At 51.0% G+C, this 21,289-nt stretch carries 26 protein-coding genes and 1 tRNA gene; 19 read left to right on the forward strand and 8 right to left on the reverse strand.

Features of this window, described 5'->3' with window-relative positions:
* Position 1: 1 nt before the first annotated feature.
* The 4 genes from GPJ68_RS13925 to GPJ68_RS13940 all read right to left on the reverse strand — a co-directional run bounded on the left by GPJ68_RS13925 (position 2) and on the right by GPJ68_RS13940 (position 2,082).
* The gene (locus GPJ68_RS13925) at positions 2-985 is read right to left on the reverse strand and encodes a hypothetical protein (RefSeq protein ID WP_047715876.1); all 984 of its coding nucleotides are present in this window, start codon (positions 983-985) and stop codon (positions 2-4) included.
* On the reverse strand, positions 942-1,154 hold the full coding sequence (locus tag GPJ68_RS13930; protein ID WP_077888139.1) for a DUF4222 domain-containing protein: 213 nt from the start codon (positions 1,152-1,154) through the stop codon (positions 942-944). The genes GPJ68_RS13925 and GPJ68_RS13930 overlap by 44 nt, the downstream gene beginning before the upstream one ends.
* A 240-nt stretch (positions 1,155-1,394) precedes the next feature.
* Complete coding sequence (locus tag GPJ68_RS13935; protein WP_032207800.1) at positions 1,395-1,859, reverse strand: YmfL family putative regulatory protein; 465 nt, start codon at positions 1,857-1,859, stop codon at positions 1,395-1,397.
* Between the two features lie 25 nt (positions 1,860-1,884).
* The gene (locus tag GPJ68_RS13940) at positions 1,885-2,082 is read right to left on the reverse strand and encodes a Cro/CI family transcriptional regulator (protein ID WP_032207801.1); all 198 of its coding nucleotides are present in this window, start codon (positions 2,080-2,082) and stop codon (positions 1,885-1,887) included.
* Positions 2,083-2,174: 92 nt separating this feature from the next.
* Between GPJ68_RS13940 and GPJ68_RS13945 the strand changes: the two genes are divergently transcribed.
* The 17 genes from GPJ68_RS13945 to cmoB all read left to right on the forward strand — a co-directional run bounded on the left by GPJ68_RS13945 (position 2,175) and on the right by cmoB (position 12,997).
* Positions 2,175-2,834, forward strand: coding sequence for a LexA family transcriptional regulator (locus GPJ68_RS13945; protein WP_072284236.1), 660 nt, complete (start codon positions 2,175-2,177; stop codon positions 2,832-2,834).
* Positions 2,835-3,792: 958 nt separating this feature from the next.
* Positions 3,793-3,869, forward strand: a tRNA-Arg gene (locus tag GPJ68_RS13950).
* A 362-nt stretch (positions 3,870-4,231) separates the two neighbouring features.
* Positions 4,232-4,552 (forward strand): hypothetical protein, encoded by a 321-nt coding sequence (locus GPJ68_RS13955; RefSeq protein ID WP_047416128.1) that lies wholly within the window; start codon positions 4,232-4,234, stop codon positions 4,550-4,552.
* 102 nt (positions 4,553-4,654) lie between these two features.
* Entirely contained in the window at positions 4,655-5,137 is a 483-nt protein-coding gene (locus GPJ68_RS13960; protein ID WP_255489266.1) for a hypothetical protein, read from the forward strand.
* Positions 5,137-5,967: a chromosome partitioning protein ParB gene (locus tag GPJ68_RS13965; protein ID WP_137361859.1), complete on the forward strand. Its 831-nt coding sequence runs from the start codon at positions 5,137-5,139 to the stop codon at positions 5,965-5,967. Before GPJ68_RS13960 ends, GPJ68_RS13965 begins: the two co-directional genes overlap by 1 nt.
* Entirely contained in the window at positions 5,964-6,458 is a 495-nt protein-coding gene (locus GPJ68_RS13970) for a hypothetical protein (RefSeq protein ID WP_180837436.1), read from the forward strand. Before GPJ68_RS13965 ends, GPJ68_RS13970 begins: the two co-directional genes overlap by 4 nt.
* Positions 6,455-6,667 carry a hypothetical protein gene (locus GPJ68_RS13975; RefSeq protein WP_180836755.1) on the forward strand — a complete coding sequence of 71 codons (213 nt, stop codon included), beginning with the start codon at positions 6,455-6,457 and terminating at the stop codon, positions 6,665-6,667. The genes GPJ68_RS13970 and GPJ68_RS13975 overlap by 4 nt, the downstream gene beginning before the upstream one ends.
* The gene (locus GPJ68_RS13980) at positions 6,664-6,861 is read left to right on the forward strand and encodes a hypothetical protein (protein WP_255489268.1); all 198 of its coding nucleotides are present in this window, start codon (positions 6,664-6,666) and stop codon (positions 6,859-6,861) included. The genes GPJ68_RS13975 and GPJ68_RS13980 overlap by 4 nt, the downstream gene beginning before the upstream one ends.
* Before the next feature lies 1 nt (position 6,862).
* Positions 6,863-7,051: a hypothetical protein gene (locus GPJ68_RS13985; protein WP_101701132.1), complete on the forward strand. Its 189-nt coding sequence runs from the start codon at positions 6,863-6,865 to the stop codon at positions 7,049-7,051.
* A 3-nt stretch (positions 7,052-7,054) separates the two neighbouring features.
* Positions 7,055-7,828, forward strand: coding sequence for a hypothetical protein (locus tag GPJ68_RS13990; RefSeq protein WP_180836759.1), 774 nt, complete (start codon positions 7,055-7,057; stop codon positions 7,826-7,828).
* A gap of 1 nt (position 7,829) precedes the next feature.
* Positions 7,830-8,402 (forward strand): 3'-5' exonuclease, encoded by a 573-nt coding sequence (locus GPJ68_RS13995; protein WP_104651429.1) that lies wholly within the window; start codon positions 7,830-7,832, stop codon positions 8,400-8,402.
* 37 nt (positions 8,403-8,439) lie between these two features.
* Entirely contained in the window at positions 8,440-8,676 is a 237-nt protein-coding gene (locus tag GPJ68_RS14000; protein ID WP_065944758.1) for an excisionase family protein, read from the forward strand.
* A 58-nt stretch (positions 8,677-8,734) separates the two neighbouring features.
* Positions 8,735-10,048, forward strand: coding sequence for a site-specific integrase (locus tag GPJ68_RS14005; RefSeq protein ID WP_104651430.1), 1,314 nt, complete (start codon positions 8,735-8,737; stop codon positions 10,046-10,048).
* Positions 10,027-10,800, forward strand: a complete 774-nt coding sequence (locus GPJ68_RS14010; RefSeq protein WP_172452814.1) for a DUF72 domain-containing protein — start codon at positions 10,027-10,029, stop codon at positions 10,798-10,800. Before GPJ68_RS14005 ends, GPJ68_RS14010 begins: the two co-directional genes overlap by 22 nt.
* Positions 10,801-10,852: 52 nt before the next feature.
* The gene (locus GPJ68_RS14015) at positions 10,853-11,248 is read left to right on the forward strand and encodes an MAPEG family protein (protein WP_016153418.1); all 396 of its coding nucleotides are present in this window, start codon (positions 10,853-10,855) and stop codon (positions 11,246-11,248) included.
* 40 nt (positions 11,249-11,288) lie between these two features.
* Positions 11,289-12,032, forward strand: coding sequence for a carboxy-S-adenosyl-L-methionine synthase CmoA (cmoA, locus tag GPJ68_RS14020; RefSeq protein WP_016153419.1), 744 nt, complete (start codon positions 11,289-11,291; stop codon positions 12,030-12,032).
* On the forward strand, positions 12,029-12,997 hold the full coding sequence (cmoB, locus tag GPJ68_RS14025) for a tRNA 5-methoxyuridine(34)/uridine 5-oxyacetic acid(34) synthase CmoB (protein ID WP_016153420.1): 969 nt from the start codon (positions 12,029-12,031) through the stop codon (positions 12,995-12,997). The genes cmoA and cmoB overlap by 4 nt, the downstream gene beginning before the upstream one ends.
* A 166-nt stretch (positions 12,998-13,163) precedes the next feature.
* On the opposite strand, the gene cutC is transcribed toward cmoB, so the two are convergent.
* Both cutC and GPJ68_RS14035 read right to left on the reverse strand, forming a co-directional pair.
* Positions 13,164-13,910, reverse strand: coding sequence for a copper homeostasis protein CutC (cutC, locus tag GPJ68_RS14030; RefSeq protein ID WP_080858819.1), 747 nt, complete (start codon positions 13,908-13,910; stop codon positions 13,164-13,166).
* 2 nt (positions 13,911-13,912) lie between these two features.
* Positions 13,913-14,479, reverse strand: coding sequence for a VOC family protein (locus GPJ68_RS14035; protein ID WP_016153422.1), 567 nt, complete (start codon positions 14,477-14,479; stop codon positions 13,913-13,915).
* 238 nt (positions 14,480-14,717) lie between these two features.
* Here GPJ68_RS14035 and argS point away from each other — a divergent pair, with 238 nt between their 5' ends.
* Together argS and mrdA are read left to right on the forward strand one after the other, a co-directional pair.
* Complete coding sequence (argS, locus tag GPJ68_RS14040) at positions 14,718-16,451, forward strand: arginine--tRNA ligase (RefSeq protein WP_016153423.1); 1,734 nt, start codon at positions 14,718-14,720, stop codon at positions 16,449-16,451.
* Positions 16,452-16,634: 183 nt separating this feature from the next.
* Positions 16,635-18,554 carry a penicillin-binding protein 2 gene (mrdA, locus tag GPJ68_RS14045; RefSeq protein WP_180836771.1) on the forward strand — a complete coding sequence of 640 codons (1,920 nt, stop codon included), beginning with the start codon at positions 16,635-16,637 and terminating at the stop codon, positions 18,552-18,554.
* Here the strand turns inward: mrdA and GPJ68_RS14050 are convergent.
* The gene (locus tag GPJ68_RS14050) at positions 18,526-19,665 is read right to left on the reverse strand and encodes a glycoside hydrolase family 105 protein (RefSeq protein ID WP_180836775.1); all 1,140 of its coding nucleotides are present in this window, start codon (positions 19,663-19,665) and stop codon (positions 18,526-18,528) included. The genes mrdA and GPJ68_RS14050 overlap by 29 nt on opposite strands.
* A complete protein-coding gene (locus GPJ68_RS14055) occupies positions 19,666-21,252 on the reverse strand; it encodes an MFS transporter (protein WP_016153426.1) in 1,587 nt (528 codons plus the stop codon).
* Positions 21,253-21,289: the final 37 nt, after the last annotated feature.

Consider the following 21,289-nt stretch of genomic DNA (forward strand, 5'->3'; position numbering starts at 1 on the left):
ATTACCCCCTGAATCCTTCAGGAATGCGTGTATCGCACTCGTATTTGGATTTAAACATTGGGTCCTCTCGAACCTCATGTTTGCTCGCTGACGCTGATAACTTCAGAGACAACTCATCCCATTTTTCACGCAGTTTCGAAGGACTAAGAATATTTTTGCACCAGAAAGGATCACGATTAACACGACCGTACAGTTCGCAGATCTGGCGGTGATTGCGATTATCTTGAGTGCACATCAGACGAACCTCGTTAGCCCAGGAAACCCAGTTAGGCTCTTTAGGGCGAACAAGTTCACCGTCAGACTCAGCGGCTTGCTCGTAAAGTCGGATAATCTTTCCCCAGATCCATTCTGCGCAGGTTAAATCTTCCTGAGTTCCCCATTGACGTTTTGCCGCACTGAAAACCACCGCTGTGGGATGACGAGACAGAAAATCATTTGGATTAACCAAAGCGTCCGGTTGCGAAGCTTCCGGACAAGAAGGGGTTTTATTCTCTGTAGTACTCTCTGTTGTATTCTCTGTAGGATCATCAGTGCATTTTGACCTGATGACATCGGTTCGTTTTGACCTGATGGAGCGTGTCACTTTGACTTCTTCCATCGTGTCATTTTGACCTGATGGAACAGCGCATTTTGACCTCTTCGATTCGGTCACTTTGACTTCATCTAAAAGCTCGCTTTCATAGTTGATTGTGTAGAAGTTTGTCATGTCGCGTTGAGACTTGTTCAGTTGCTCAATTTTGAGCACACCGAGTGTCTTCAGGCGGGTGAAGGTGCGCTTCAGGGTCGACTCAGACCAGAACGGGAACTGCTCCAGCCACTGTTCTGTCGTGTTGTAAATCCAGCGAACACCATCACTTTCCATGCCTGATTTGGTTTCTTGCAGCCAGTAATTAATCTGCTGCAAAGCAATCGCCTCATTCAGGCCAATGCTGTATGCAAGGTCAGGATTTATTACTATTGGCCGGGATGTCATTAACAGGCTCATTCGGACCCTCTATTTCCCTGAATTTACGCTGAAACTGTTCGAGAGGACTGAAGCACTCATGCTCGTATCCGTCGCGCAGGTATATAACCCGTTGAGTTTCTGGCTCCCACCGGATAACCCTGACTGGGACGCCGTAGCTGTCTTTAAACCGTCTGTTGAGTGCTCGCATTCGACCTTCTCCGCCTGGCCGTTGAAATCACCTACAACCCAATCGGCAAACTGGTAGCAGACAGGCTCAAAGCATCCGGATACCATTACCCCATACACGAACTGCGCCGGACCTTTTCCACCCGGCATAGGTCGAGCAATTAGTTGCGACCTGCGGTACTGTGTTGTTACACTGTTCATGCGTTAGTTTCTCCACTGAATACGACACGCCACGACGCCAGGAGCTGCACACTCGCTGGCGTCACTTCTTTTGACGGCGGCTGAATAAGGCCACAATCGCGCGGATTTCTTCTTCACGCGCTGCCAGATGACGGCGGTGATGTTCCTGAATCTCTTCGGCTTCATGCTTTTCAATCACTCCATCTTCAAGCGCTTTCTGGATAATCTGATCAACCTGCCCTCTTGCAGCTGCTGTACGCATTGCACGGCTGAACAAGTCAACACGGTCAAGATCTTCCAGGCTTGGTACGTCCACCAGCAGTGCGCCGCGACGCTTAGCAAAGTAGTCAGCAACAAATGACGTATTGGAAATGTCCTCCATCGCTTCCAGCTCAGTGACTTCAAAGAACCGGCATCCGTTTTTCTCGTACAGGTTGTTGTTGAACTGGGTTTCTGACATGCCCAACGCACCAGCCATAGCCTGGCGGCCTCCTGGGTACGCCTTACACATCGCTTTCACTACTTCCTTCAGGGTTTGCTCTACCATCTTGTTTTTCCTTTGGTAGTTATGTTTAAGCTGCTGTGTCTGTAGACTTTTGGTAAAGGCTGGCATCGTATTTAAGCTTGCCTTTAGTGATACGTTCGATAACAAAAGCTTGCTTCTGAGGGATCACATCACCCCATCTGCACACTGCAGGATGGGAAATTCCCAAAACACTCGCGGTTTTTGATACCCCTCCGAAGTGTTCTATGACGTCAGTTTTAAGCATGGTTCCTCCTGGTTAACTCACGCCTTAAAGGTAACAAAAGGTACATTAAATAGCAAACAACAGTTACAAGGAATCAATGTAACATTGGTTACATGAAAACAGAGATGAAAGACCGAATAAGATCCCGGCGAGTCCAGCTCGATATAACTCAGCAGACCCTGGCTAAACGCCTTGGGGTGAGTAGAGTATCCGTTACCAAATGGGAGAACGGTACAACTAAGCCTGACGGAGAAAACCTTCACCAACTAGCGATGGCTTTACAGACCACTCCTGAATGGATTCTTTACGGCAAGGGTGATGAGACTCAAGATGACACCAAAGTTATCCCATACCTGAAGCCACCTACCGCCGTTCCTATTATCTCTGCTGTTCAGGCCGGGGTATGGACTGATACCTATGCATGCTCAAGGCTTACTGATGTGATTTCATGGACTCAAACCACAGCAAACGTTTCTGATGAAGTTTTCGGATTGGTGGTTCGTGGTGAGTCAATGACTAACCCACATGGACTTCCATCAATTCCTGAGGGCTCAATCGTTATTGTTGAGCCACATTACGGACAACTTGATGACCTGTATGGGAAAATTGTCGTAGCAATACTTGATGGTTCAGCAGAAGCGACTGTGAAGAAACTTGTTTGGGATAGCCCTTACTCATATCTCATGCCGCTTAATCCCGCCTTTAAGCCGATCCCCATTGATGGCAATTGCCGCATTGTAGGCAAAGTTGTTCAGATAACGCAGAACATCTAAATAACTCATTTCTAATGCCAGATATCATTCTGGCATTTTTTTCGCCTTCAAGGTAACAAAAAGTACATTAACTTACTTGACCGCCATGGTAACTAAAGGTACATTTAAAACACACCAGACGAACCCATAGTTACATTCATCTGGTGATGCCTCGGTATCCTGTAATGGCTGTCACTTACCACACTTTGTGGCAGCCATCTTTTTAGGGAGCATAAGGCGGTCACGGTAAGCATCTCGCGGGGTTCTTACCGGGACTGGAAGAGTTACCACTTGGAGACGGTCCTTTTAAATGTCCTGGACAGTGGCGCTTCGGCAGCGATATCCGCCGCGACAAGATTATGCAAACGGGAAAGGTCGTTAAAACTCGTTAGGCCGATGAGTTCAAATGGCAATAAAGAACTGACAGCCGGGAAAGACCGGCACACAACGATGAGAGCATTATCTGTGAATAAGCACATCGACCCGCAACGCGGACGTGATGCCCAACCGATAGCTGTTTAGAAGCATCATTTAGTGCTCTCTTCAATGTGTCTTAGCTGCTCGGCTGGCAACCTACTGCCATTAACACAGCTTTCCCTGCATGAGAGGCTAACTGCAGGGCGCGGACTCGACGCGTAGTACAGGTGTAACCCGCAACACGAAGTTCGAGTGACGTCCGTCTGGTAAGTGGCTACGGCCTGCAACTGGATGAAACGCCAAGGGTGACAGCCGGAGAGACGGAGGTATGTCCACTCCCTGAAGCTGGAACGGTGACTACTACTGATTATGTAGAGTCTTAGCCAATGAGCCATATCAAGCAAGCTGACAGTCGGAAATGAGCGACGGACGCGGGGAAAGAACCGTGACAGGAGGGAAGTAGACACCGCGAACACAACAGGTAAGAGCATTTGTATGTTGGCTGTGATTGTTAAGTCTGTCGCAACGCCAAGATTGAAAAGAATGCAGTGCTCTTACCGTTGTGGCATTAGCTCAGCTGGATAGAGCAACGGCCTTCTAAGCCGTGGGTCGCAGGTTCGAACCCTGCATGCTGCACCAGAATCACGTTGCCAGCGTGGTACTAGGAAGTAAGAAAGCTGTGTGGAGTCTTGGCGGTACCAGTACCAACCTTTGAAGTCCCTGGTACCGCCCTTTTTACTCAACTGAAAGCGCGTTCTGTCCCTTGTCATTAAGTGCCAGTTCGTTAAATCCAAAACCAGCGGAACGCGCTTTCAATTGAGTGGAGAACTAAGCACCGGCATTGCAGTACCGGTTATGGCGATCAGCCTCAAGCATCCACTGGGTGCTTGGTGATGGTAATAACGCCATCTCAACCTTACAGGAGACGTTGAGACTGTTCTGGTTGAATTGGAGAAATATTCTTAGCCCGCTTCGCGGCGGGCACTTTTTCTGGAGGTTGTATGTCTGCAAATGATCTGGCGGTTAAGTACGGTACTTACCAGCCCGAAAATTTACTGATTATTCTCCCACTGGACGAGGCATCAGACATCATTCGCGAGCGTCTTCGCGCCGAAGTAAGGCGTGAGTTGGAATCTGAATATGAAGATCGTATTTCAGACGCCGAAGAAGATGCTTCCGAATGGGAATCAAAATCTGATAGTTACGAATGTGATGCTACCTGCTTCGCCAGAGCAGTTGAAAAGGCTTTACTGGCACCATCATTCGAAGAGGCAAAAATTATTCTCGAACGAGTTCGATCGGATAACAGGGAATATTTTTAACTAATCATTAATTCAACGAATTAGGCAGCATCCATAGTGCCGGGATTCGTTCAATCAAAATTCAGCGCCGTGCAGGGCGCATATAACACGGAGAAACTAACCATGACGACCACACAGAACGTCACTGAGTTACAACCACGTATGACCAGAGAGCAACTGATCGATGCAGCCCGTAAAGCGGCCCCTCTCCTTCCGGTTGCTTACCGCGTGATAATGACCGAACTGGCTAACCGCCTTGATATCGTCAGCGTTGCGCTGTGCGAGTCAATGGAACAGCGTAAATCACTGGCCATCGAGAACACCGTTTTACGCGATGACGTTGTCTGCTGGGCCAAAGAGTGCGACCGCATCGTTGAACGTCATACCAAATCGCCGACCAATATGCACATGCTGGAGGCGCAGAGAGAATTACGCGAGTTAACTCCAGTAACCGATCAGGTTATTCGCGATATTGAAGCCACTGGCGTGGAAAAGTACGCAAACGCCACTCTTGCCATAGGGAAAGAAGAGCAAGAAGAAAGCATTGTTTACGCAGGAAATCAGGCTCTGTTGTTTGCTAACCAACTTCGTGAAGGTACTGCGTAATGGCTGCTAACTCATTCAAACAGATGTCCCGTGACGGGACCATCAAGCGCACCGATACCGGGATGTTTATCAGCCTTGAACATATCCACGTGCGTGAAGGTTTCAACAAGCGTGAAGACGACGAACGCACCCGCCAGGCAGATGACGACCTGTTTAACTATCTGATGAACGGTGGCACCGTCCCTCCACTGGAAGTTATCGCACGTGATGAAGGTGGTGTGTGGGTTGTTGAAGGTCACCGCCGTCGCCGTTGCTATGCGCGTTGTGCTGAAGCAGGTAAGCCAGTAGACCGCATTCATATCATGCCGTTCAACGGTAACGATGTGCAGCGACTGGCTCGCATCATGACCAGTAATAACCAACTTCCCCTTTCCGATATTGAACAGGCTGCTGTTATTCAGGAGCTTCATAACGCTTTCAACCAGACCACCAGCGAGATTGCAAAGCTGGTTAACAAATCTGTGCCGACTGTTGAAAAACTTCTGCTTCTAAGCACTGCTAACCACGACGTTCAGAATGAAGTTAAATCCGGGGCCGTGTCCGTAGATGTGGCAGTTGACCGCGTAAAAGAGTTCGGCGAAAAGGCCGGGGAGGTTCTCCAGAAGGATAAAGCTTCTGCTGCTGCCAAAGGCAAGAAAAAAGTCACCCGAAGCGTTATAGCGCCCGAAATTAGCATTAAGAAAGCGCGTCGCCTTGTAGAGCTGATCAGCGTGGTGGGTATAAGCGACACAGGTGTTATCGCTCTCGAAGGATTGGTACATGCAGAAGTCGTGGAAATTATCGACGAGCACAAAGCTATCGCCGCTCTGCGTCATGGAGAAACATCATGATTACCGAAAAAAATAATGTTTTTTATTGCGACTGCGGTTTTTCATGGCGGCGCGGTATGAGCGGTTCACATAATTGTGAGGATGGATTACGGGCAAAACTCACAGACATGGCAGTACAGCTCGCTAACGCCGAGAGCAAGTGCAGGGAGCTGGCGGCGGAGAGTGTAACCGTGAAAGAGTGCGCATCAGATGTTATGAGGCACGTATATCGTAGTAAGACCTATCTTGACAGCAGTCGCGTTGTGGATGCCATTCAAGGTCTTCAATGCGCCATTGAGCGCAAAGCTGGAAAAGCCCCAGCCACCGACGCTTTCCTGGCTGAAGTGCGGGCCAGCGAACTTGATAGCTTAGCTGGCGTGGCTAAAACAATGTTGGTCAAGTTCTCCAACCAGAGGTGCTCATCAGATATGCATGAGGTTGTTGGCTGGAAGATGGTTCTCCAGCAGGCCAGTAATCGCGCCACCCAACTTCGCAAAGGAGCCGCGCTATGAGCAAGCCAACCGATGAGGAAATCATCCAGGTGCTTCGTGACCATGGCAATTGCATGACCTATGTGGTCACTCACTGGTTACGCGATAAATACAAGGGAACCAAGACAGCGTATGTACTGCGCCGCCTGAAAAAGCTTGAGGCCCTCGGTGCAGTGAAGCGAGTGAAAACCAGTTATGCGGTTCAAATCTGCTGGGAGACAGCCCAATGACAGCACTCAACAAACAGGCGCTGAACTATGACCCCGCTGACCCTGACAAGATGCGGCTACCTGCTGGCGCTACGTGCGGTAACTGCCATCACATCCGGCGCTGTAAAGCCATGTTCGGCCACACAGAATCTGACACATATTGCGATTGGTCACCATCGCGATTTATCGATGGCATTGGCGTGAAGGGGGAGTGAGATGGCTGACAAATCACCTTTAGAGCGTTTGCAGTCTGCAAACAAAGAGAATCAGAGAATGGTCATGGTGAGCGTCGGAACGCTCAAAGCAGCGCGAAGTGAAATTATGGCCCACGTCTCCGTAAACGGGAAAGGAGTGATGACAGATATCGTTCTTAATCAAATTAACGCAGTTATCGGGAAGGACTAACTCATGACAACTAACAACCACCCAGCGAACGGTCCTGTATCACTCGATCGCCTGCACCAGATAAGCGAAATACTCAGCAAAGCATCAGCTCAAAGTGATGGCGGTAATCTCGGCTACGCAATGGCTGATGCTGTGAAGGTGATTGATGGGGCTATTGCGGCGTTTGATGCTGAGCCTATGGCGTGGCGATGGTTCCACCTAAATCAATGGCATGTTACCAATGATGAGGAGCGAGCAAGGGATTTGGCTTGGGATGGCGTCAAAGTGATACCACTCTACACTGCCCCGCCAGCGCAGGTAGTGCCGGAGAATTACGTAACAGCAGAACACCGTCGCGTTATTGAAATGCTGCTCAATGTTTGCGGGGCCGCATTCGAACTCGCAGATGATAGCTGTCAGCAAGAGGTTGATGGCGAAGAGTGCCACGTTGTTCCAGACGACGCATTTCAGAAGCTAAGTGATGCGCTGGACGAAATCGAAAACACTCTCCCGACAGAAGATGTCGACAGGCCAGACGTATTTCTTGCCTGGTCGGCAATGCCAAGGGCAGCGCTGAAATCTATTCTCCAGGCTGGCAACTCTCCGGTAACTCCGGATGGTTGGTGCAGAACTTGCCGACCGGTGACGATGAGTGACATGCGATTTGTCGTTTGCCCTGAATGCGGAAACAAACGCTGCCCTCATGCCAATGACCACAGGAATGCATGCACAGGCAGTAACGAGCCTGGACAGGTTAGTAGCGCATATCCAGCAGCACCGCAGCAGGAGAATATTTAACGTGAACAATTTAATGATCGACCTTGAATCCATGGGCAAAAAACCGAATGCCCCTATCGTCTCCATTGGTGCCGTGTTCTTCGATCCGCAAAGCGGTGAACTGGGTCAGGAGTTTTACACCGCCGTTAACCTTGAAAGTGCTATGGAACAGGGAGCAGTGCCGGATGGTGACACTATTCTGTGGTGGTTAAGACAAAGCCCAGAAGCACGATCAGCAATCTGTGTTGATGATTCTCTGCCAATATCGTCTGCCCTATCTGAACTGAGCCATTTCATTAATCGGCATTCTGATAACCCAAAATATTTAAAAGTTTGGGGCAATGGAGCTACTTTCGACAACGTTATATTGCGCGGCGCATATGAGCGCGCCGGCCAGGTTTGTCCGTGGCAATTTTGGAACGATCACGACGTCAGAACCATCGTCACATTAGGCAGAGTTGTGGGTTTCGATCCAAAGCGAGATATGCCATTCGATGGGGTTGCACATAACGCACTGGCCGATGCGCGACATCAGGCAAAATACGTGTCCGCGATCTGGAATAAGTTGATTCCGGCCACCAGCAGCGATCTGTAATTCCCCTGGGTGCAGCCAGGGTAATGGATAAATAACCATGAGCAATATTCTCCAGTTAGCCCCCAACGAGTGGGTCTGTGAAAGCGTTCTTATCGCGGTTACCGGGCTCAAACCCGGTACCATCCTCCGAGCCAGAAAAGAATGCTGGATGGTTGGGAGGGAGTATATCCACGTATCGCCTGACGGGAATCCTAAACCTTCCAGTGAGTGCATGTATAACAGAAAGGCTGTAGATGCCTGGGTCGCTTCAATGAAAAGCAAGCAGCCAGGGTGATTTGATGCCATGAAAAAGGTAAGCTCGTATCGCTCTTGGGCGTCTGGAGGTAACACCAATGGATAAAGTCACATATCCAACAGGCGTCGAAAACCACGGTGGCACTTTACGCATCTGGTTTAATTTTAAAGGTAAGCGTGTCAGGGAAAGTCTCGGTGTCCCTGACACCGCTAAGAACAGGAAGATAGCCGGGGAACTGCGGACATCAGTATGTTTTGCCATCCGCACAGGAACATTTGATTATGCAACCCAGTTTCCTGACTCCCCTAACCTCAAGGCTTTTGGTGTAAGTAAAAAAGACATTACAGTGAAAGAACTTGAAGAAAAATGGCTGGATCTGAAACGGATGGAAATCTGCGCGAACGCATTCAATCGCTATGAGTCTGTCGCAAGGAATATGGTGCCGAGGATCGGAGGTAATCGCCTGGCGTCAGCAGTAACCAAAGAGGAATTGCTGTATCTCAGGAAAGATTTGCTAACTGGTTACCAGAATCCGACGAAGAACAAATCCCCGGCAAAAGGGCGAAGCGTTGTTACTGTGAACTATTACATGACGACAATGGCCGGAATGTTTCAGTTTGCTGCGGATCACGGTTACTTAGAGGTGAACCCATTCGAGGGAATTAAGCCTCTGAAAAAAGCCAGGGCAGAACCAGATCCTCTTTCTCGTGATGAATTTATTCGCCTGATAGATGCGTGCCGGCATCAGCAGACGAAAAACCTGTGGTCATTAGCAGTGTACACAGGAATGCGTCACGGGGAACTGGTCTCCCTGGCCTGGGAAGATATCGACCTGAAGGCGGGAACAATTACCGTCAGGCGTAATTATACGAAACTTGGTGAGTTCACTCTACCGAAAACCGAGGCAAGCACAGATCGAGTGGTGCATCTTATCCAGCCCGCAATCAGTATCCTGAAAAATCAGGCTGAAATGACAAGGCTGGGCAGGCAACATCACATTGAAGTTCAGTTACGTGAGTATGGCCGTGTGGTGAACCATGAGTGTACATTCGTCTTTAACCCGCATGTGGTAAGACGCAGTAAGCAGGTCGGATTTATCTACCGGGTCGATTCTGTAGGCGACTCATGGGAAGCGGCACTAAAGCGCGCAGGAATCAGACACAGAAAGGCGTACCAGTCACGACATACCTATGCGTGCTGGTCATTATCTGCTGGTGCAAACCCGAGTTTTATTGCCAGTCAGATGGGGCATGCGAGCGCCCAGATGGTGTTCAATGTGTATGGGGCATGGATGGCTGACAGCAGCGCAGAGCAGATCGGAATGCTGAATCAGAAGCTGGCAGATTTTGCCCCATTGATGCCCCATAGCCACGAGAACAGTGCGGGAGGATTATTAAAATCAGTAAGTTAACCCCTAACGCCCGTCATGTTAACTGTGTGGAGGGCAATACCACGCTGTACGCGCTGCCAAAAGCCGACATTGTGGCCCGCTGGCATGCGCAGACTACCGATGCGTTTCGATTTTGTTTTAAGTTTCCGGCCACCATTTCGCATCAGGCCGCGCTGCGTAATTGCGATGACCTGGTACAAGAGTTTTTCACGCGCATGTCGCCACTTGAATCACGCATTGGGCAATACTGGCTGCAATTACCCGCGACTTTTGGCCCGCACGACCTGCCTGCCTTGTGGCAGTTTCTTGATGCGCTCCCCAAATCCTTTACCTACGGTGTGGAAGTTCGCCATCCGGACTTCTTTGCCAAAGGCGAAACAGAGCAACGATTCAATCGAGGCCTACATGAGCGCAGGGTAAATCGGGTGATTCTGGACAGTCGACCGGTACATGCCGCAATACCACATACTGAAGCGATACGTGACGCCCAGCGCAAGAAGCCAAAGGTTCCGGTGCATGCGGTGGTGACGGCAAACCATCCGATGGTACGCTTTATCGGCAGCGATAATATGGCACAAAACAGCGCGTTTTTTGCCGTCTGGCTGACCAAGCTGTCGCAATGGCAACAAACCACAACGCCGTATCTGTTTTTACATACCCCGGATATCGCGCAGGCCCCGGAGCTTGTCGATACGCTATGGGCAAATTTACGCAGCGCCCTGCCAGAGATCGGATCAGCTCCGTCTATTCCACAGCAATCTTCTCTTTTCTGAAAATGCCACCTATCATAGTCAATGCCATCAGCCATTTTAAAAGGGAGTTTGTATGGTAAGCGCGCTTTATGCCGTATTGGGTGCGTTATTGTTAATTAAGTTCTCCTTTGACGTCGTTCGCCTGCGCATGCAATACCGCGTTGCATATGGTGACGGAGGTTTTAGTGAACTACAAAGCGCTATCCGCATTCACGGTAATGCGGTGGAATATATTCCCGTCGCATTGGTGCTGCTGTTATTTATGGAGATGAACGGCGCAGAAACGTGGATGGTGCATATTTGCGGGCTGATTTTGATTGCCGGACGACTGATGCATTATTACGGATTCCATCACCGGCTTTTCCGCTGGCGCCGTTCAGGCATGAGCGCGACCTGGTGTTCGCTGTTGCTAATGGTGCTGGCGAATCTTTGGTATATGCCCTGGGAGTTGGTTTTCTCCCTGCATTAGCGCACAATACGCCACTTTATTTTTCCCGGATTTTTACGTTATGTCTCACCGCGACACGCTTTTTTCTGCGCCTATCGCCAGTCTGGGTGACTGGACCTTTGATGAACGGGTAGCTGAAGTCTTCCCGGATATGATCCAGCGATCCGTTCCTGGCTATTCCAATATCATTTCTATGATTGGGATGTTGGCCGAACGTTTCGTACAACCCAACACACAGGTCTACGATCTGGGCTGTTCTCTGGGCGCGGCGACGCTCTCGGTGCGTCGCAATATTCATCACGAGAATTGCAAAATTATTGCCGTTGATAACTCCCCGGCCATGGTTGAGCGCTGCCGCCGTCATATTGACGCCTATAAAGCGCCGACACCGGTTGACGTTGTCGAAGGCGATATTCGCAACATTACTATCGAAAACGCCTCGATGGTGGTGCTGAATTTTACCCTGCAATTCCTTGAGCCACCTGAGCGCCAGGCATTGTTGGATAAGATTTATCAGGGGCTGAACCCCGGCGGCGCGCTGGTACTGTCTGAAAAATTCAGTTTCGAAGACGCTAACGTTGGCGAGCTGCTGTTCAACATGCACCACGATTTCAAACGGGCAAATGGCTATAGCGAGCTGGAAATCAGCCAAAAGCGCAGCATGCTGGAGAACGTGATGCTGACCGACTCGGTCGAAACGCACAAAGCGAGACTGCATCAGGCGGGCTTTGAACACAGCGAATTGTGGTTCCAGTGCTTTAACTTTGGTTCTCTGGTGGCACTGAAAGCCGAGGTTAGCGCATGATCGACTTTGGTAACTTTTATCAACTGATTGCCAAAAATCACCTTTCCCATTGGCTGGAAACGCTCCCGGCGCAAATCGCGACCTGGCAGCGCGATCAGCACGGCTTGTTTAAGCAGTGGTCAAATGCCGTCGAGTTTCTGCCCGAGCTGACGCCGCATCGCCTGGACTTACTGCATAGCGTTACCGCCGAAAGCGATGAGCCGCTCAGCGACGGTCAGCTCAAACGTATCGACACCTTGATGCGTAACCTGATGCCATGGCGTAAAGGGCCGTACTCGTTGTACGGCGTCAATATAGATACCGAGTGGCGCTCGGACTGGAAATGGGATCGCGTTCTGCCGCACTTGTCTGACCTCACCGGGCGCACCATTCTTGATGTCGGCTGCGGGAGTGGATATCACATGTGGCGCATGATTGGCGCGGGGGCGCATCTGGCGGTTGGTATCGATCCTACCCAACTGTTTCTGTGCCAGTTTGAGGCAGTACGTAAACTGCTGGGCAATGACCAGCGCGCTCACCTGCTGCCGCTGGGTATTGAGCAGCTTCCGGCGCTCAACGCCTTTGATACCGTATTCTCCATGGGAGTGCTTTATCACCGCCGTTCACCGCTGGAACACCTGTGGCAGTTGAAGGATCAGTTGGTGAAAGATGGCGAACTGGTACTGGAAACGCTGGTCGTCGAAGGTGATGAAAATACCGTACTGGTACCGGGCGATCGCTACGCGCAGATGCGTAACGTTTACTTTATTCCTTCTGCGCTGGCGTTAAAAAACTGGCTGGAAAAATGTGGGTTTGTTGATGTGCGCATCGCTGATGTCTGCGTCACCACCACCGAAGAGCAGCGCCGCACCGAGTGGATGATAACCGAATCCCTGGCCGACTTCCTCGACCCGAACGATCACAGCAAAACGGTGGAAGGCTACCCGGCCCCATTACGCGCGGTATTGATTGCACGTAAGCCGTAATCATTTTTGCCAGATAGCACTCTTTCTGCAAAATAGTTCAACTTGCAGCAAGGCAGACAACTACGCTGCGGCTTGAAATATGCAGGATAAAAAAAGGCCCCTGTTGAAATTGCAGGGGCCTGGTACGAGCAAGCATCATATTGGGCGACATGATGCAACGGTAAAATCAGCTGGCCTGGTGGTGTGCAATGATTGCTTTCATTTCCGCAACCGCCGCCCCGTCTACTGCATAGCGTGAATACTCATCCGCCTGTGCATCCGAAGACATCGACAACCCCGAATTGCGATAACGCATGGGGGAAGCCAGCCATACTCCGGCAGAACTGTGGACTTCCTGCACTCCAGCATCAAGGAACAGGGACAAATTCGAGGCGCGAACCCCCGCTCCGGCCATAATGATTGGAGCATCCCCCTGCGCAATAAGTTCCATAATTTTTGTTAAACCTTGCGCCGCATCTGATTTTTGCCCGGAAGTCAGCACTCTGGCGATGCCCAAATCAGCTAATTTTTTTAGCGCATTGAGTGGGTTAGCGCACATGTCAAAGGCCCGATGAAAAGTGACGTGCAGCGGTCCCGCCGCGATCATTATTTTCTCCATGCGCGGCATATCGACATCACCCTCTGCATCTAAAATGCCGGTTACCAACCCTGAGAACCCCAGATCTCTTACCATTGCAATATCATCCAGCATTGCAGCGAATTCACCGTCGGTGTAACAAAAGTCGCCCCCGCGCGGGCGAATAATGGGATTGACCGGAATCGAGATATGCTGGCGAACCGAACGCAAGACGCCCAGGGACGGTGTTAAGCCCCCTTCTTTGGGCGCCGAGCAAAGCTCAATGCGATCCGCGCCGTTTTGCTGCGCCGTGCGCGCGCACTCCATGCTGTAACAGCAGATTTCCAGTAATGCCATACTCACTCCTGACGTTCGCTTGCCACAATGGCCTCAATCGACCACGGATGGAATTTTATCGTCACGCTGCCATCGCTGACCGCCAGCGTTGGATTCGGTAAACGTTCGCGCTCGCCTTTTGGCGAACTGGTTTTTACAAATATACCCGGCTGGCTCAGCCCGTGATCTGAAAGCAGCGCCAGCGCTCGTGCATTCAGCGTCTCCACCTCACCCGGCAGAACAATTTCAACATGCTCCCAGCCTTCATGCGGATAACGTTTTTCGCCCGGCCACGGCAGTTCTACGATAGTAAATTGCCAGTGTTGCACACAAACTGGCTCATCGAGTTTGAACAAGCAAATCGGTCGGCCATTGATGATATTTTCTGACAGCAATTCGCCGCACTGTTCAAACCCACGACGCCAGCGCTCTGCGGTGGTATTTTGATGACAACGCAGAGAAATGTGATCGGCTTCAAGCGATGAGATATCCAGCCCAAGGCGAGTGGAAAGATCCGTTAACGCCTGAATGAAATGCGGTAAATCTGCGGAAATATCATGCAGTTCTGCAACTGTTTGCCAGTTCGCCATAATGAAAGCTCATATCCATATTCAAAGCCGCTAATTTACCCTGTTGCGCAGCCCCAACCAACTGCTGATTTTCTTAAGCGCAATATGAATAATTATACGTAATGACAATGTTTATATTTCAGGCTGCTGGCGATACTCGCAATGCTGACGGCAACGGGCATTTGCAGTATACTCCCGCCCTTAATTCTTAAACTGGTGCGGTGCATTTTAAGCCGCTTCATAAATGTAAGGTATTCCGGTGAATATTCAGGCTCTTCTCTCAGAAAAAGTCAGTCAGGCCATGATTGCTGCAGGCGCGCCTGCAGATTGCGAACCGCAGGTTCGTCAGTCAGCAAAAGTACAGTTCGGCGACTATCAGGCTAACGGTATGATGGCTGTCGCTAAAAAACTGGGTATGGCGCCGCGACAACTGGCTGAGCAGGTGCTGACTCATTTGGATCTCAACGGGATCGCCAGCAAAGTTGAAATTGCAGGCCCGGGCTTTATCAATATTTTTCTCGATCCGGCATTTCTGGCGCAGCACGTTCAGCAGGCGCTGGCTTCCGATCGTCTGGGCGTCACCCAACCGGCTAAACAAACCGTTGTGGTTGATTACTCCGCACCTAACGTAGCGAAAGAGATGCACGTTGGTCACCTGCGTTCCACCATCATCGGTGACGCTGCGGTGCGTACGCTGGAGTTCCTCGGTCACAATGTTATCCGCGCCAACCACGTCGGCGACTGGGGTACTCAGTTCGGTATGCTCATCGCATGGCTGGAAAAACAGCAGCAGGAAAATGCTGGCGAGATGGCGCTGGCTGACCTTGAAGGTTTCTACCGTGATGCGAAAAAACATTACGACGAAGATGAAGCCTTCGCGGAACGTGCCCGGAGTTATGTCGTGAAGCTGCAAGGCGGCGACGAGTACTTCCGTGAGATGTGGCGCAAACTGGTCGACATCACCATGTCGCAAAACCAGTTAACCTACGATCGCCTGAACGTCACCCTGACCCGTGACGACGTCATGGGTGAAAGCCTGTACAACCCGATGCTGCCTGGCATCGTGGCCGATCTCAAAGCTAAAGGCCTGGCTGTTGAAAGCGAAGGCGCTACCGTCGTATTCCTTGATGAGTATAAGAACAAGGAAGGTGAACCGATGGGCGTAATCATTCAGAAGAAAGATGGCGGCTATCTCTACACCACGACCGACATCGCCTGCGCCAAGTACCGTTATGAAACGCTGCATGCCGACCGCGTACTTTATTACATCGACTCCCGTCAGCATCAGCACTTAATGCAGGCCTGGACCATCGTGCGTAAAGCCGGTTATGTGCCGGACTCTGTGCCGCTGGAACACCACATGTTCGGTATGATGCTGGGTAAAGACGGCAAGCCGTTCAAAACCCGTGCGGGTGGCACGGTTAAACTGGCCGATCTGCTGGATGAAGCGCTGGAACGCGCACGCCGTCTGGTAGCGGAGAAGAACCCGGACATGCCTGCCGACGAGCTGGAAAAACTGGCGAATGCGGTCGGTATCGGCGCGGTGAAATATGCCGATCTGTCCAAAAACCGTACCACCGACTACATCTTCGACTGGGACAATATGCTGGCGTTCGAAGGGAACACTGCGCCGTATATGCAGTACGCCTACACCCGCGTACTGTCCGTGTTCCGTAAAGCGGATATCGACGAAAGCGCGCTGGCAAATGCGCAGGTGATTATCAGTGAAGATCGCGAGGCTCAGCTGGCTGCGCGTCTGCTGCAGTTTGAAGAAACGCTGACCGTTGTTGCACGTGAAGGTACGCCGCACGTGATGTGTGCTTACCTGTACGACGTTGCCGGTCTGTTCTCCGGCTTCTACGAGCACTGCCCAATCCTTAGCGCTGAAAACGAAGAGATTCGTAACAGCCGCCTGAAACTGGCACAGTTGACGGCGAAAACCCTGAAGCTGGGTCTGGATACGCTGGGTATCGAAACCGTAGAACGTATGTAAATCAGCTCACCTATCAGGTCTGACTCCGAAATTCGGACTCAGGCCTTTTTTATTTCTGTAACAGGCCATCTGTAACAACTCACAAGGAATGACACATTTCCGTAGAGATATGGAACATTTTTTGCCTGTCATCCCGTTTAAGCCTCCGTATCATGAGGCGGCGAATTAATCGGGTACGGGTCAATGACATTCAGAGATTTTGAGGCGGAGGAAAAACTCTTCCAGCGGCGTGTATTGGTGGCCTTTGGCCTGGTGGTCATCTGCTTTGGCATCCTGATTTACAATCTCTACAACTTACAAATCTGTCAGCACCAGTATTACACCACCCGCTCAAATGCAAACGACATCAAAATGCTGCCCGTGGCCCCGACGCGCGGCATGATTTACGATCGCAACGGCATCCCGCTGGTGCGCAACGTAACCTGGTACGACATTTCCGGTACGCCTTATAAAATCAGTGATATGAATGCCCTGATCAGGCAGCTCACGCCTATCATTGACCTCACTCCTGATGACATTGACCAGTTTCGCCATGCGCTGAAAGCCAGCAGCCGCTATCGCCCGGTCGTGCTAAAAAATGCGCTGACCGATGTGGAAATCGCCCGCTTCTCGGTTAACCAGTTTCATTTCAGCGGCGTCAATATCAATAGCTATGAAGACCGCCAGTACCCTTATGGCGCAGCGCTGGCGCATGTCCTTGGCTATGTGTCAAAAATCAATGACAACGACCTGAAAGCGCTCGATCAAAAAGGCCTGACAGAGAACTACGCCGCCGATCACAACATCGGTAAGCAGGGTATCGAGCACTACTATGAAAATGAACTGCATGGGAAAACCGGTTATCAGGAGGTCGAAGTTGATAACCACGGACGCATCGTACGCCTGATCAAAGATGTGCCGCCCGTTGCCGGAAAAGATATCCATCTGACGCTGGACCTCCATTTACAGCAATATATTGAGAGTCTGTTGGTGGGCCAGCGGGCCGCCGTTTTGGTTGAGGATCCACATGACGGTTCCGTGCTGGCAATGGTTTCGAACCCCAGCTATGACCCCAACCCGTTTGTCAAAGGTATCAGCTATCAGGACTATAACAAGCTGCTTCAGGATAAGGACCTGCCGTTAATCAACCGCGTCACGCAGGGGTTGTATCCTCCCGCCTCCACGGTCAAACCGTATATGGCGATGTCAGCATTACTGGACGGCGTGATCACGCCGCAGACCCGTTTCTTCGGCGCCCCCACCTGGACGCTCCCCGGCACGGAGCGACATTACCGTGACTGGAAAAAAACGGGCCACGGTATGCTGGATGTCACCAAAGCAATTGAAGAATCTGCCGACACATTCTTTTATCAGGTGGCGTATATGATGGGGATTGACCGTATTAACAGCATGCTCAGCCAGTTTGGCTATGGCAAGCCGACCGGCATCGATCTTGGTGAGGAGTATAACGGCCTGCTCCCGAGCCGCGAATGGAAGCAGAAAGTGCATAAAAAAGCCTGGTATCAGGGAGATACCATTTCGGTTGGCATCGGCCAGGGCTACTGGATTGCCACGCCGATCCAGATGGTTAAAGCCATGGTCGCGCTGATTAACAACGGCAAGGTTATCGCCCCTCACCTGCTACGTGATGAAGAGAGCGGAAAAGTCATCACGCCGTACCAGGCACCCGAAGCACCGTCACAAATTGCCTCTGCTTCGTCCCCCTACTGGGGACTGGTGCGTCAAGCGATGTTCGGCATGGCGAATGAGCCAAACGGTACCGGTTATAAGTTCTTTCACACCGCGCCTTACGGCATTGCAGCGAAAAGTGGCACATCACAGGTCTTTAGCCTGAAAGAAAATCAGACCTACGATGCGAAAATGATCCCCGTACGTCTGCGCGACCACGTGTTCTATACCGCATTTGCGCCATATAAGAACCCAAAAGTCGCCATAGCGTTAATTCTGGAAAACGGCGGCAGCGATGGCGTCACCGCCGCACCAGTCATGCGTCAAATCATGGATCATCTGTTTGCTGCGCAGGACGACGACGCACAAGCGGGTCCGATAGCCGCAACGCCATCGGACACCGATATCAAAAATACTTACGCAAGTATTCGGTAAGGCATAGCATCGCCATCGCCTGACCGTAAGGCATGGAGGTCCGTGGGATGTTGCGGTAGAAATCGAGATTGTGGCCCATCCCGGTACCAAACGAGGTATGCAGCAATTCACCTTCCGGCGAAATATGTTGCACAATGCCTCTGATGGCTTTTTCGGCTACAGCCGCATAGTCTTGTCCGACATAGCGTTTACGTACCGCTTTGAGGATCCCATAGGCAAATCCGGCGGTTGCCGAGGCTTCCAGATACGACTGCGGGTCGTCCAGCAAGGTGTGCCACAGTCCGCTTTCATCCTGGCACTTCGCCAGCGCCGCGATTTGCGCGTTCAAAACCTGCACCAGATAGCGGTGCACTGCATTGTTTTCCGGCAAATCAACTAATTCGAGGAAATCCGGGATGACTATAGTTAACCAGCTGTTGCCACGCGCCCAGCGAGCGTTGGCGAAGTTATGCTGTCCTTCATAGCTCCAGCCGTGGAACCACAGCCCCGTTTCTTTATCCATCAGGTTTTGCACGTGCAGCAGGAACTGATAGGTTGCCTCTTCAATATACTCGGGACGGTTGAGCAACTTGCCAATCTTCGCCAGCGGTAAGACCGTCATCATCAACGTGTCATCCCACATCTGCTGGTGATTTTCTTCCGCCAGCGTAATGTGCTGCATACCGCCGAATTGGGTACGCGGCATATCATGCATTGCCCACTCAGCCCAGCTGTCGAGCCACGGCAGATACGCGGGATTACGCGTCTCTTCATAGCGATATACCAGCGTTAAAAACGGTGCCATGGTGTTAACGTTTTTGGTCGTTGCACCTTCCGCAAAGCGATCGGCAAACCAGTTGTCGATAATATCGCGCATCGTGGCATCGCCGGTTTGCTGATAATACTGATACATCCCGTACAAGCCGATGCCGTGCGTCCACTCCCATCCCGCCCAGCCTTTGGTATCAATAACGCGTCCGTCATCCAGACGTAGCAAGAACTCGCCGGTCTCATCATGAATATTGACCAGGTTATGCGTCACCTTTTTGATCAACGCTTTTAATTCATCCCTGGCAATAAAATGTTCTGGCTGGCGCAACAATGGACTGTGTTTAACCGGATAAACAATCATTTACTTAACCTCTGTCAATGTCGAATTCAATACAGCACCCTTTTCCAGTTTCGGTGCCGCTGGTTTATTACGATTCAGGTAACCAATATTGTTGTTACCCCAAAGTGATTCATAAGGCATGCCCGATAGCATCTCTACGGTCGCGCGTCCTTTAGCGGAAAGTCCTTCCAGCACGGGTTGCCCGGACTCACGCATTTTTGCTGTCTCTTCGCGCAGGGTGCTGTGCGTTTGCAGGTTCAGTTTGAAGCGCAAGGAAACCAGGAAACCCAGCGCCAGAACAATCAGCGTTCCGCAGCTCAGAATTAACAGGATGGTATGGCTGACCGCCGCGGGTTGTGCGCTCTGACCGGAGACAAAACCAGACAACTGCATCACAATCCCCACCAGCATCACCGCTCCCGCCTGCGACGCTTTACGCGTTAACGTCATAATGCCGGCGAAGATCCCTTCCCGACGCTGACCGGTGATCACTTCGTCAACGTCGGCAATATAGGTGTAGATATTCCAGGGAACGTAGTTGATACCACCGCGTCCTAAACCCGCAACGGCGGAAACCAATAGCAACAGAGAATAAACATCGCTTAATCCGGCGTAATACAGCCCCGCATAGGAGAGTGAACTGAGGCCAAACAGGACGACCACCATGCGATAAGACGGCGCAGGTCCGAAACGGATGCACAATGGGATCATGGCGATAACGGCAATAAACTGGAAGATAGCCATCGTACCCAGCAGGTTTGACGCCATCGATGCTTCCTGCATCAGCACAAACACCACATAGTAAGTAAAGACGGCGTTAAAGACGTCCTGGGCAATATAGCCGCCAAGATACATTCCTAAATGCTGGCGAAAGATACGGATGCGCAGTGTTGAACTCAGTTCCACAAATAAACGGTTCATACTCTGACTTAAGGTCAGGCTTTTCTTCTCTTCTTCGGCTCGCAGCGCCGCCTCAGTCCACTCTTCCCGTGGGCGTTCCCAGGTAAAGAACCAGACGAAGGTCAGCATCAGTGCACACAGCACAGAAAACACCAGGCTGGCGTAGAAAAAAGAGACGGGGTTGTCCTTGCCAAACAGCGTCAGCAGAACGCCAGGTAAGAATGAGGCCAGAATGGCAGACATTTGCGCCATCGAAATGCGCGCGCCGGAGAATTTGGTTTTCTGTTTAAAGTCATCGGTCATTTCGGGTACCAGCGTTTCGTATGGCACCAGAATCATGGTGTAGACCACGTCAAAAATCAGATAGGTGAGCAGGTAGTACCAGAACCCCATATCACCCACCCACATTAGTGAGTAGCTAAAGACACAGGGGATCCCCAACAAAATAAAAAACTTACGTCGCCCAAAGCGTTTGCCGAGCCAGGTGGAGCCAAAGTTATCGGTTAAAAAACCCATTAATGGGCTAACAACGGCATCCAACACCCTGGCGGTAGCGAAGATAAAGGTTGCTTCGATTGGCGTCAGGCCACAGAACGTCGTGTAAAAATAGAGTAGCCAGGCAGCGGTTAACGCCGTGGTGCCTGCGCCTAAAAAATCCCCCGAACCGTAGGCAAAATAGTTAACCAACCCAATTTTACGTGTATTCATTGCCGTTACCCCTGCACATTATTGGGAGGCCCCGCAA

It is taken from the genome of Citrobacter sp. 172116965 (assembly GCF_013458095.1).
In the GTDB taxonomy this organism is placed as follows: domain Bacteria; phylum Pseudomonadota; class Gammaproteobacteria; order Enterobacterales; family Enterobacteriaceae; genus Citrobacter; species Citrobacter braakii.